Annotated in this window: 1 protein-coding gene and 1 pseudogene; both read left to right on the top strand. The window is 39.7% G+C overall.

Annotated elements, in window-relative coordinates:
- The first annotated feature begins 78 nt into the window (after nucleotides 1-78).
- The gene (locus KNQ97_RS17440; RefSeq protein WP_005128280.1) at nucleotides 79-1,836 is read left to right on the top strand and encodes a ShlB/FhaC/HecB family hemolysin secretion/activation protein; all 1,758 of its coding nucleotides are present in this window, start codon (nucleotides 79-81) and stop codon (nucleotides 1,834-1,836) included.
- 63 nt (nucleotides 1,837-1,899) lie between these two features.
- Nucleotides 1,900-14,094, top strand: a pseudogene (locus KNQ97_RS17445) (hemagglutinin repeat-containing protein); the annotation flags it as partial.
- Nucleotides 14,095-14,625 lie beyond the last annotated feature (531 nt).

The following is a 14,625-nucleotide window of genomic DNA, read 5'->3' on the forward strand; positions in this document are numbered from 1 at the left end:
TGTATAAAAAATACTTCCACTTTGTTAAGGTTTTGTTAAAATAAAATTAAGTTGATATTAATCACGGTTTGATTTTATATGGTGAACTATAACAAATTTAATAAAAATGTCTTATTCATCTGTTTATCACTCATGGGGGGCGTAAGTTATGCGGCTGACTCGGATGATCCAATTCGACAGAGAATTCAGGCTGATCAGACCATTCGGCAACAGCAGCGAGATACTGCATTAGAAAAACAGATTCAGCCGAACGTAAGTGTGAATTTAGGGCAAGAACAAAATAAAATTTCAGCTCAGCAATTACAATATTTACACTCTAATAGTGAAACACCTTGCTTTGAAATTAAAAAAATACTTTTAGAAGGTGATTTAGCTCATCAATTCATTTCTAGCTTTAATGTGGTTACAACTGGTAAGAACAATATTATTGGACGTTGTTTAGGTGTAAATGGTCTTAATCAGGCACTTGATCTTGTCCAAAATAAAATTATTGCAGATGGTTATGTCACAACACGAGTGTTACTACCTCAGCAAAATATTGCATCTGGCACAGTTCGGGTTCATGTTATTCCTGGCCGAGTTGATCAGATTAAGTTTGCCGATGGTACCTCTAAACGAGCACATTTATGGAATGCTTTACCGATGAAGTCGGGAGCGCTTTTAAATATTCGTGATATGGAGCAAGGCTTAGAAAACTTTAAACGTGTACCTACGGTTGAGGCTGATTTTAAAATTCAGCCAGCAGAACAAAAAAATGAACCGGGTTATAGTGATGTGATTCTTGCATGGCAACAAGCTAAACCTTATCGCTTACATGTGGGGATTGATGATTCAGGTTCTGATGCTACTGGAAAATACCAAGGTACAGCGACCTTGTCACTTGACCATGTGTTAACTTTAAATGATTTATTTTATATCAGTTATAACCATGATTTAGGTAGCAATGGTTCTGGTAAACATGGTACAGATGGCTTTTATGCAAGTTATACCATTCCATTTGATTATTGGTTATTTTCAACCAGTTATAGCCGTTCTAACTATTTACAAACAGTCGCTGGAAGCACTGAAACTTATCAATACAGCGGTAAAAGCGAACTCATTAATGCAGATTTGTCTCGAATTATTTATCGAGATGCTCACCGTAAAACTGCTGTAGGTTTTGGTGGATGGTACCGTGAATCACAAAACTATATTAATGATGTCGAAGTAGAAGTACAACGCCGAAAAACGGCGGGATGGAAAGCAAGTCTTGATCATACTGAATATTTTTCTAATGCAACATTAAGCGGTAATGTGACTTATAAGCGTGGTACAGGCTGGCTTAATGCAATGAGAGCACCAGAAGAAAGCTTTGGTGAGGCTTATACACATGTAGGCATTTTGCAGGCCAATGCCAGTTTACAAGTTCCTTTTAAAGTGGGGCAACAGAACCTTCAATATCTTGCAGAATGGCGTACCCAACACAGTAATAAGCCTTTGACACCGCAAGACCGATTCTCGATTGGAAACCGTTATACCGTAAGGGGTTTTGACGGTGAACAAACTTTATTGGCAGATAATGGTTTTTTAGTTCGCAATGAACTGAGTGGCTCAATCATGAATAAACCACATTCGTGGTATGCAGGTATTGATTATGGAGAGGTGGGGGGGAAAACCGCGCATTATCCAAACCCTTTACCAGGTACTAGTTTGTTAGGTGCAGTTGTTGGTTTGCGTGGACAAATTGCCCCTCTGCGTTTGAATTATGACGTTTTTGTCGGAGCACCGTTGAAAAAGCCCGATCACTTTGAAACGGATGATTACACGACTGGATTTAGCGTGAACTGGACCTATTAATTTAAGTTCAAAGGTCCTGAACGCAATCAATTGTATTAAAAAAAGATTTAGTGAGATTTTAAAATGAATAAGAACCGTTATCGTATTATTTTTAGTCATGCTCGCGGTATGTTTATTGCTGTTGCCGAGATTGTAAAAAGTAAAACTAAGCAAGCAGGGCAAAGTCAGGGAACAATGGAAACAGGTGTGGTGACGTCTTCTGTTCCCACTATTCATTATAAAAAATTAAATCCACTTAACTTTGCAGTTATTGGTTGTTTAGGGGCATTGGTAATCAGCTTGCCAATGAGTAGTGTTGCTGGAACTCAAATCATTGCAGACAAAGGTGCTCCAACATCACAGCAGCCAACTATTTTAAATAGTGCCAATGGAACACCTCAGGTCAATATTCAGACACCAAGTGCGGGTGGTGTTTCGCGGAATACCTATACACAATTTGATGTTGGTCAAGAAGGTGTCATTTTAAATAACTCGCGTAATAACACTCAAACCCAGATTGGTGGATGGGTACAAGGTAATCCTTGGCTTGCAACAGGTGAAGCCAAAGTTATTTTGAACGAGGTTAATAGCAGTAACCCAAGTCAGCTTAAAGGTTATATCGAAGTTGCCGGAAAACAAGCTCAAGTCGTCATTGCAAACCCTTCAGGTCTAATTTGTGATGGCTGTGGTGTGATTAATGCAGACCGTTTTACTTTAACAACCGGACAAGCGGTAATGAATCAAGGTTATCTTGAATCATTCCGTGTTCGTGAAGGTCAGGTTACGATTGAAGGTAAAGGCTTAAATGGAAGCTTAACACCATATACCGATATTTATACGCGTGCCTTAAAGGTCAATGCAGGACTATATGCCAATGAACTTAACACGGTACTTGGACAAAATGACATTCAAGTCAAAGACCAAGTTACTCCTAAAATTACAGCAACTACAGGGCCTACATCTACACCTCAGCCGAACTTTGCCTTAGATGTGGGCCAGCTTGGTGGAATGTATGCTGGTAAAATCTTTTTGGTAGGGACAGAGCAAGGGTTAGGTGTTCGTAATGCTGGCTCGATTAACAGTACTCAAAGCACCCTTACCCTGAATGCAAAAGGTGATCTGGTCAATAGTGGTAATTTGATTGCAAATAAAGATCAGGTGCAACTTAAAGCTCAAAACATTCAGAATACAGGTAATATCAGTAGCGCAACTTCACAAATTTCAGTTGAGAGTCAAAATCTAAATAACTCTGGTCTAATCAGTAGTGCTGATGAGTTACATCTTCAAAATCAGAATACGATTACCAATAGTGGTACGTTAAATGCTGCCCGAATAGCAATTAACTCTACAAAACTAAAAAATAGCGGTTCTATTGAACAGACTGGTTTACAAGGGCTTGATTTAAAATCAGGCTCAATGACAAACCTTGGCGGTAAAATTGGAATTGCTAAGAGTAATACTGGTGGTGGTACAGGGGGATCTACAGGTGGAAGTGTTCCAACGGTCCCAACAGATCCATCTAAAGATGGTGGAAGTTTAAGTGTTGTAACTCCAGTAGATACAACTCCAAAAACTTACGATACTGGTTTTATCCATGTGTCAGATGTGCTGAATAATGATCAAGGCGCAATCGTTGCCAATGGTGGTGTAGATCTAGACAGCCAAAATGGTTTAGATAACCAAGGCGGCCAACTTAATTTAGGTGCTATCAATATTAAAGGAAATAGCTTTAATAATGACCAAGGTCAGCTTACCGTTAAAAGTGCCAATATCCAGACCTCAACTTTCACTAACCAACAAGGTCAGCTTGCTTCTAATAGTACTCTTAATATTCAAACTCAGTCTGCCAACAATAAAGGCGGAAAAATCCAGTCAATTGGACAGCTTGATTTAGCTGTAAGTGGTGAGTTGAATAATGTTGATGGACAAATTGCTAGTGGAGCAACTGTCAACGTTAATGCAAGTGATTTGAAGAACCAGTCAGGTGTTGTGTATTCAGAAAACCAAGCTGTAAATATTAAAGCGAATAAAGCGATTGATAATACTGAGGGGCTCATTCAGGCTAAAACCAATTTAAATTTAGATAGCCAATCTCTTAATAATACAGCTGGACAAATTGTTGCAGATCAAATTAATCAGAAACATGTGACTGTTAATAATAACCAGGGATCTATCGCAGCTCAGCAAAATTTAAACAGTACTGCCCAGCAGTTTGATAATACTCAAGGTCAGATTCACGCTAAATCAATAAAGTTACAGCATGATCAACTTAAAAACACGGGTAGTGTTTATGCTGATCAGGATTTAACAGTTACAGGGCAAAATATTCAGAATGCTGGTACTTTGGGGGCTGGAAAAAATGTCCAGATTACCAGTTCAACTTTAGAACATAGTGTAGGTGGATTGATTGCTGCGGGCCTAGATCGTGAAGGTAAATTAGGTGATGCTGGTGATGTGTCTATTCGTTCAGATCAAGTCGGTTTACATGGGCAAACCTTAGCTGGCGGTAATTTAAAAGTACAAGTGCAAAGCAATATTGATGCGGGAAAAGGTCAATTGCAGGCACAAAATATTGAGCTAGATAGTGTGACAGGCAACATCTCTACGCAGGCTGGAAGCGTAGTTGCCCAGAATCAACTTAAACTGACTAGCCAGAATTTGATTAATAATCAGCAAGGCCTATTGAGTAGTCAGGACCTCATCCTTACAGCAAAACAGCTAGATAATAGTCAAGGTAAAATTCAGCATACGGGCAATAATGAATTTACCCTAGATTTTGTGAACGGTTTAAATAACAAAGCAGGTGAAATTAGCAGTAATGCATCTTCAATTAACCTGAACACGTCTGCTCTGAATAATGAAACTGGAAAGATTATCCATGCAGGGAATCAGCAACTGAATATCACTGCCGATCAATTGCAAGGTGCACAAGGCCAGATTCTCAGTAATGGACAGCTATTATTGAAGGGTGGACAAGTTGTATTAGATGGAGCAACTACTTCGGCGAATCAGATCAATATCTCTGCAGATAGTTTGAGTCATCAAAAAGGTCAAATGGTTCAGAGCGGAACACTAAACCCGCTCACCTTAGCGATTAAAGATCAAATGAATAACCAATTAGGTTTTATTCAGAGCCAATCGGGTTTACAACTAAAAACGACTACTCTTCATAATCAGGGTGGTCAGTTAAGTTCTGCTCTTAATTATGATGTACAACTTGATGTGGCAGACTTACTCGATAATAGTCAATCAGGCAAAATTTACGCAGGACAGAATGGCGTTATTCAAGCTGGTTCTATTAATAATAGTTTAAATGGTCTCATTTCTGCACAAAATGCATTAACTCTGACCAGCTTGGGAATCATTAATAACCAGTCCGGTAAAATTGTAGCGAATCAAGATGTCACTCTTACTTCTAATGGTGTAGACAATAGCAGTGGCCAAATTGGTAGTAGCCAAGGCATTGTAGCGATCAATGCAGGATCTGGTGTAGTTAATAATACTTCTGGAACTCTACAAGCTGAAAAAGATTTATCTGTAAGTGCTGACCAGATTAATAACCAATCTGGTCTCATGAATAGCCAAAGCTCGCTTGCTTTAATAAGCCGTAAAGATATTAACAATAAGTCTGGACAAATCATTGCTAAACAAGATGTGACTACACAGAGTCAAGGTCTGGCCAATGATTTAGGACAAATTGGTAGCGTTCAGGGCAATGTCTCATTAGATGCTGGTTTAGGCGATTTGAGTAATCAATCAGGCAAGATACTTGCCGCTCAGGATCTGACTTTAAGCGCTCAAAATTTAGATAATCAGTCTGGTCTTATCTCTGCTCAAAAAAAATTGGCCTTAAAAGTTCAGAAATTAAACAACCTTAAAGGTCAAATTCAAAGTGGCGATGCCATAGAAATTACGGGACAAAGTCTGAATAACCAAGGTGGTTCAATTGAGACAAATGCTGATCTTACTTTAAATATCAAAGGTGCATTAGATAACAGTCAGTCAGGCAAATTGACGGGCAACACTACAAAAATTACAGCAGGCTCAATAAATAATAGTAATAAAGGCCAAATTAATGCTACAGATACCTTAACTGTTTTATCGCAACAAGCAATTAATAACCAAACTGGGGTAATGGCCGCGAATCAGAACGTTTCTATTCAAAGTCAGGGCTTGGATAATACGTCGGGGCAAATTGGTAGTGTTCAGGGTTCATTAACCATTGATGCTCAAAAAGAAAAATTATTAAATACTTCGGGTTCGCTTCAAGCAGGAACGAGTCTTAAAATCACGAGTGGTGACTTGAATAATGATTCGGGCACTATTCTTGCGCTTACCGATAATACAATTACAAGCACAGGTGACGTCAGCAATAAAGCTGGAAAAATTGCATCGAATGCTCACACTACAATTACAACTCAGAATTTAAATAATCAGGCTGGAATGATTCAGTCAGGTAGTGGTTCAGCTTTAGATCTGGTAATTAATGGAGCATTAGATAATAGTCAAGCAGGCCATTTACTGAGTGGTGCTGGTTTGAATCTGAAAGTGAATACTTTAGATAACAGTCAGCAAGGGCAAATCAGTGCACAAGATGCACTAAATATCATTAGTGCTGGGCTTATCAATAACCAGGCGGGTACTTTGGTTGCAAACCAAAATGTAACTTTGAGCAGTAAAGGTTTAAATAATAATCAAGGACAGATTGGCAGCATTCAAGCTGGATTAGCTATTGATGCTGGGGATCAGGCTCTTACCAATCAGTCTGGCGTATTACAGGCAAAAACTGATTTAACAGCAAAAGCCTTATCTGTAGGCAATACAGCTGGACACATCAGCGCTCAGGGTAAAGTCGATTTAAACAGCCAAAAAAATATTAATAATACCCAAGGTTCAATTGTTGCTGATCAAAACCTCAATATCCATAGTCAAGGTTTGATTAACAATCAAGGGAAGCTGGCAACCCAAGGTAATTTGACACTTCAAGCGGGTACACAAGCGTTACAAAACCAAGCCGGTATTATCCAATCTGGACAAGATATGTCTATGATAGCTGGCTCAATTGATAACTCATTATCAGGACAGATCAATGCACAAGGTAGAGCTACTCTACAAAGCACAAGTCTTTTGAATAATGAAACAGGTATTTTGGCAGCGGGACAGGATCTTACGCTTAACAGTAATGGTTTAAATAACACAAAAGGTAAAATTGGAAGTGTGAATGGTGTATTAAATATTAATGCAGGTTCTTCACTTTTAAATAATCAATCCGGATCATTACAGTCGTCTGGCGTAATTGATCTTAAAGCGAGTGGTGTTAATAACCAATTAGGCAAAATTACATCATTAAAAGCGATAAATATAGATAGTCAACAACAGGCATTCACTAACCAACAAGGTACGATTAGCTCAGATCTGGTTTCGATTTCATCTGGTCTATTTAATAATGATCAGGGTCTTGTGCAGGCAAAAACATCACTTGTGCTTGATACCAATGGGCAGAATCTTATGAATACCAATAGCGGTACACAAGGGGGATTACTTAGCCAAGGTAATCTCACTTTAAAAAATCTTATTGCTCTCGATAATACGCAAGGTTACATTGCAAGTGGACAAAATTTAGATTTAAGTGCGAATCAGGTTATTAATAACAAAGGAACATTGCTTGCAACCCAAAACCTGAAATTACAAGGGACAGGTCAAAACCAACTGCTAAATAACCAATCTGGTCAGATTTTGTCGATGGGTGATATGCAGTTGACCATTGAACAGGTCAACAACCAAGGTAAATTGGTGGCAACAGACCCAGATAGCCATATCATGGCCACGGGGCAGCTAGATCTTGTAACTCAGCAGTTAGATAACAAAAACACATTAACTACGGATAGTACGTCTGTTCAAGGTATTGATGCTGGAAATCTAAACTTGAGCGCCCAAACTTTGAATAACAAGTCTGGTGCAATCCGTAGTAACCAAAATGCTGTACTTAATGTTAGCGGACAGTTGAACAACCAATCTGGTGAAATCAGCGCCGTTAAACAGCTTAATTTACAAGGTGATCAGCTGGTTATTAATAACCAAAAAGGCAAATTACTATCGGGTGAGAATTTAAATATTACAGCTCAATCGCTTACGGGTGATGGTCAGATTGCAAGTTTGGGTGACGCGAATATTACGCTGAAAGAAAGCTTTAAGCAGACTCAAGAAGGACAATTACAAGCGAATAAAAATCTGAGTCTAAGTACAACTTCGGATATTACCAACGATGGAAAAATTAATGCTGGCAATATCTTAAAACTAAATGCAGCCAATATAACTAACACTAGCAATGCTCAAATTGAAAGTCACGATACCCAAATTGAAGCACAAGATCAGATTAATAACACCGGGCTGATCAATGGTGATGACACCACACTAAAAGCAAATACTTTAAATAACCAAGGTACAGGTCGTATCTATGGTACAGATCTTGCGATTAGCGCTAACACTTTAAATAACTTGCCAGATATTCAAGGTAGGGCTCCAGTTATTGCTTCACGAGGTGATATGAACCTTGGTGTGGGAGTGTTAAATAATCTGGCAAATACACAAGATTATGTGAGTCAGGCACTTATATTCAGTGCTGCAAATTTATATTTAGGCGGTGCTTTAGATGAGAACCGTAAAGCGACTGGTCAAGCCAGTGTGGTTAACAATGAGAGCGCGACCATTGAATCTTTAGGTAACATGCGCTTATCTGCCGCACAGATTAATAATGTTAATAAGCATTTCATAACCGATGATAATGTTGAAGTATCACGTATAGATGGCTTAGAAAAATTCTGTAATGCTTGGTGTACCTTTGACGGTCAATATGATGGTGGTAACTGGTTTGAAGATTGGATGAGATACACCTATAGTGAAATTACTTATGAAACCAAAGCCATTGAATCTGCTCCGGGTCAAATTAAAGCAGGCGGAAATCTGGATCTAAGTGGTGCACAGGTATTTAATGATAAGAGCCAAATTTTAGCTGGAGGAGAGCTTATTAATTTGGGGGGTGCTATTGTTTCAGATAATAGCATAAAAGGGACTAGAAAGGTTGTAGATCGGGGGACAGTGTATAAACATTGGGAATATGAAGGTGATTGGGAAGGACCTTTTGAAGTTTTAAGTGAAACAACAATTGATGTGCCAATAGGTCAGGTCGCCGATCATTATGAGCTGAACCAAACGAATCAAGATATTACGGCTGTTTCTAAGAGTGCTGGTGATCCAATCACGAATGCACAGATCAAAACAACTCATGTTAATGATTTAACAGCTACATCTAATACAACTTTTGTTGAGCAAGCAGGTGTTGCACAAAATAAAAATTTACAAACAGCAGGTCAAACTTCTGTAAAAACTGATGTTCAAACTTCAGGGCTGAATGGAAACTCATCTAACGTTCAACAAAAAGACAATACCACTCAAATCTCTGTTTTGGACCAATTACAAGGTCAAAAAGCTTCTCAAGTTTCAGGTGTCTCCACCTCAGATCAGGCCACTGCACCAGATCAAGCTGGTACGGGGGAGCAACTCGAAATTCGTACCATTAATAACAACAATATTAAAGTTGCCAATAACGCCTTGTATAGAACAGGAGCTGATAGTAAAGCAGGTTATCTCATTGAGACTGACCCGAACTTTACCAATTACAACCAATGGTTGTCTTCGGACTATATGTTGAATGCTTTAGGCCTTGACCCTGCATTGCAACAAAAACGTCTAGGAGATGGCTTTTATGAGCAGCGTATGGTGCAAGATCAGATAACTAACTTAACTGGTTATCGCTTCTTGGAAGGTTATGCATCCGATGAGGAACAATATAAAGCCTTGATGAATAATGGGGTGACCTTTGCCAAGCAATATGGTTTGCGTCCGGGTATTGCTTTAAGTGCCGCACAAATTGCGCAATTGACCAGTGATATTGTCTGGTTAGTTGAAAAAGACGTGACGTTACAGGATGGAACGAAAACAAAAGCGCTTGTTCCGCAAGTTTATGTAAAAGCACGTGTGGGGGATTTAAAGGGTGATGGTACTTTACTGACAGGTAATAGCGTTAACTTTAAATTAAATGGTGATTTACTGAATGGTTCAACCATTGCTGGACGAGAAGCTGTTCAAATTACCGCAGATAATATTAATAATCTGAAGGGACGTATTCAGGGGAATACAGTTGATATTACGACTCAAAAAGACCTCAATAATATTGGTGGTCAAATCAGTGCCAAAGATGCAATGGCTGTAAAAGTCGGTGGCAACCTCAAGATTGAGACGACAACCAGAACATCAACCAGTCAGGTCGGTGATTTTAGTGCAAGCACAACCGGTGTAGATCGTGTTGCTGGGCTTTATGTAGGTAGTGGTAATAAGATTCAACCGAACAAGGCAACTTTAATGGTTGATGTTGCCGGAAATACAGTTCTTAAAGCTGCTGAGCTGAATAACAGCAATGGCGCCTCAGTGATCAATACAGTAGGAAATGTTGATATTGGCACAGTACAAACGGGTTATAAACTGAGTACTTACCGTGATATACAGAATCAGACGACCAGCCAGAAAGCCCAAGATGTTGGCAGTCAGCTTAATAGCAATGGCTCATTATTGTTAAATGGGCAAAATATTAAAATACAAGGTTCGGGTTTAAATAGTGTACAGGGTACGGCTCAAATCTCTGCCGTTAATCAATTAGATATTGAGGAAGGTCGTAAGACCAGCCAATTTGATCGACAGTGGTATGAGAAACATAAAGGAACTTTAGGTAGTAAGACCGATACTGGTTTTACTCATGATCAAGCGAGTGAAGCGATAGCAAGTACAATCAGTGGTAAAAAGGTTCTACTCGATGCAAATAATGTCAATATTCGTGGTAGCCAAGTGGTCGCTGATGAGTTGACTCAGATTCAGGCTAAAGAAAATATCAATATTGTGGCTGCGGAAAATCATTATTCCAATCAACAAGAGCAGACTGTCAAGAAATCAGGATTTAAAGCGAGTCTTTCTGATGGTGTGGCAAGTGTAGGTTATGGAAAATCGAGCTTAAATACAAAAGAGGATGGAAAATCTACAACACTTACCCAAAGTATGATTCGTAGTAAAGCGGGTGATACGACCATTATCGCTGGTAAAGATTTGACCACAGAAGCCGCTATTTTAGATGCAGGTAAAGACCTGAACCTTAAAGGTGCCAATGTGAACCTGAATGCGGGCTACACAACTGATGAGCAACATTCAGAAGTTCATAGCAAACAGTCTGGTATTTCGGTTGGCGTGACCTATTCTCCAGCTATGGCTGCTGCAGCTGCTTACAAAAACAGTATGAACAATGGTCAATTCTCTGATAGCGCCGTTGGTCAAGTGATGGCCCAAGGTGAAGCTGCTCGTAAGGCTTCTATGGCGGCGATGACGCCAGTGACCATTCAAGCAGGTAGCAAAAAAACAAATGAGGTGAGTAATACATCCAGCACTCAGGCTGTGATTACCCAAGCTACAGCTAAAGGCAATTTAAATATTATTGCAACAGAAGGAAGTATTAATAGCCAGGGTGCACAACTTTCAGCTGAAGGTGATGCCTTATTGCATGCTAAGGAAAATATTAACCTAAATGTTGCACAGAGCCATTCAGAGCAGACGGTTGATCGTAAACAAAGTGGTTTTAGTATTGATAACCGTGATTGGGCTGCACCTGCCGGAACATTTAAAAACAAAAATCAAGGTGATGGTCGTAGTACACAAACTACGGGAACTCAGCTTTCGGTTGGCGGGAAAACAACCCTGCAAACAGGGCAAGGCGATATTAATGTTGTAGGTAGTTCGGTTGCCTCAAAAGGTGATGTGAATCTCCATGCTGCTCGTGATATCAATATCAAGTCGAGCCAGAACAGCCAAAGCCAAAGTGAGCAGAGTTCAAATAAAGGTATTGGTAGCGCGCAGATTTCAGATACTGAGCAGTTCTATGGCTATATGAGTGGCAAGAGCCAAAGTACAAGTAATAGTGTTGAACAACAACGTAGTCAGGTGGGTAGTTTAGAAGGCAATGTGAATATTCAGGCCGGTCGTCAATATACCCAACAAGTTGCTGATGTTATTGCTGCAAAAGATCTAAATATTAAAGCGCAAGATATTCAGGTTTTAGAAGGCCATAACACGGGAAGTTCATCTGAAAATAGCAAAGACTTAAAAGTTGGACAATTTAGCCGTGTGAGTTCACCTCTTATTGATTTAGTGAATGCAGCGGATAAAGCCACAAAGAGTCAAGCGGATGACCGTACACAAGCATTACAAGCTGTTGCAGCAGGTGCTCAAGGTTACCAAACTTATAGTGATATAAAAGGTGGAGCACTATTTAAAGCTGAATCTGGCATTGGTTTTAGTACCAGTAAAAACCAGCAAAATAGCAGCTATGCCACTTCGCAACAAAACAACCTGAAAGCTGGCGGCAATGTCAACTTAACCAGTACTAATGGAGATATTCACCTTCAAAATACTCAGGTGAAAGCAGAAGATAAGATTAATCTAGATTCTGCAAAAAATATTGTGCTGGAATCTGGCCAAAGCCAAAATAAAGCCGATGGTAAAAATAGCAATGCAGGTTTAAGTGTTGGAGTGGGAGCATCTGTTGGTGCACAAACAGGTGTTTATATTTATGGTGAGGCTGGATTTGGAAAAGGAAGTAACCATTTAGACAGCAATACACATAACCAAACAACACTAGATGCAAAAAATATCAGTTTAACCAGTAAAGGTGACACCACACTACGAGGAGCGCAGGCAAAAGCAGATCGTATTGATGCAAATGTAGGCGGTCAACTTAAAGTTGAAAGTTTACAAGACACAGTTGAACAAAATACCAAACAAACTGGAGCAGGCGGTCGCTTACAAGCTTCGCTTGGTTCAGCATGGCAAGCTTCGGGTAATTTTAGTAGCAGTAAGGCTTCGGGCAATTCAAATAGCGTTAATCAGCAGTCTGGTTTATTTGCTGGTGATGGTGGTTACCATGTAAAAGCGGATGGTGTTGACCTAAAAGGTGGTGCAATTGTTTCGACTGCAACTAAAGATAAGAATGATCTGACTACAAACCGTTTAACTTTTAGCAATATCGAAAACCAAAGCGAGTACGATGCGACGAGCGTGAGTTTGTCGGGTGGTACAAGTCTTGGCGGCGGCAAGTCTTCTCCAGGAGATAGTAAAGCACCGAAACCAACCAATAATGATAACTGGCGTAATGCAACCAGCTTTAGCCCAAGCTTACCGCAACATGAGTCTGACAAAGACAGCAGTACAACTTATGCGACTTTAAGTGCAGGTAATATTACGGTAGGTGGAAAGTCGACTACAGTTGAGCAACTCGGTATTCATAGTGATGCCTCTACAGCCAACAGAGCGGTTGAGACTTTGCCGAACTTACAAACTATTTTAGATAAGCAAAAGACAGTAGCGGATGCGACGTCAACAATTGTGGCTGCCTCCCGTACTTATGCCCAAGACCAGATCAAGAATGCAGCAGCAGAAAAAGAAGTGATTGGGAAACAGATTACCAGTCAATTAAGTTCGGAAGAACAAACCAAACTGAAAGAGATGACTGCAGCTGAGAAGGATGCATATTTAGCACAATACGGTGTTTATGATGCAGCGCTTGCCAAGGAAAAAGCAGTAACCCAGCAATGGGGTATGGGCGGAGACAAGAGCCGTGCTTTAAATGCGGTAACTACAGCAATTACGGGTGCCCTTGGTGGACAAACCGATTTACAAGTTGCTGCAAATACCTTAGCCCCTTATGCAGCCAATATGATTGGAGAGAAGTTTGGGCATGGTGAGGACAAGAACAAGGCAGCACAATTAGCAAGTCATGCGATATTGGGTGCAACGCTAGCTTACTTAAATGGAGGTAATCCGGCAGCGGGCGGTAGTGCCGCAGTTGCAAGTGAAGCGGCAGCAGATTACTTCGCAAATCAATACAATGATGGCAAAACAGCGATTAATCCAGAAACAGGTAAGTTTGATGCAAATTTATTACCAGAGAACATCAAATCAGGTATTAGAGATTTAACAGCAGCGATTGGCGCAGTTGTTGGAGGTACGGTAGGTGATTCAGCATCGAATGCACAGTTGGCAGGTGTGATTGGGCAGAATGCTGTTGAGAATAATGAATTTTCGATAGTGACAGAAGCAAGCAACAAGCAAGCAGGGAAGACTATTGCTAAAATGCGTGCAGAATGTCAAGCAAAAGGTATTAATCCAAATTCAGGTGCATGTGGGCAATATCATGATACGAAACTAAGAAAAGATATTTCTGACACCTCAGGGACTTTGAGTGATATCTCTACTGCAGCGGGTCTTTATCCAACACCAGCCTCTCCTTATTTACTAGGAGCTGGTACTTTATTAGGTACAGCTAGTACATTACTAGATGATGAAAAATCTATATATCAAAAGGGAGCAGAAATTGGACTTTCTTCAGTAGCTGGGGCCGCTGCAAGTAAAGTTGTTAGTGGTGTAAAAACATTAGATGGGGACAGGTTATATTCTGAGACAGTAGAAAAGATTTTTAGTGAAGCATCAGGTAAAGTTGCAGAAAAGGTGCCTGGAGGTGTTATAAGTTGTGAAAAAAATCCTAAACAAATTGGGTGCGGAAAATGATTAAAGATATATTGCTGAATTATATTATGGGCAAATATAGAAGGATAATTGTTATAATTTGTGCCTGTATCGGTCTTTTAATTATTGGTCGCTTAATTATATTAGATAATTTTATATTTGGTGAGAAGTTTTTTGCTTTAGTTTTAT

The sequence above is a fragment of the Acinetobacter sp. UC24323 genome (genome assembly GCF_024151445.1).
In the GTDB taxonomy this organism is placed as follows: Bacteria; Pseudomonadota; Gammaproteobacteria; order Pseudomonadales; family Moraxellaceae; genus Acinetobacter; species Acinetobacter baumannii.

Excerpts from the sequence above, each read along its gene's own strand:
- KNQ97_RS17440 (WP_005128280.1), top strand. The coding sequence starts at position 79 with ATGGTGAACTATAACAAATTTAATAAAAATGTCTTATTCATCTGTTTA.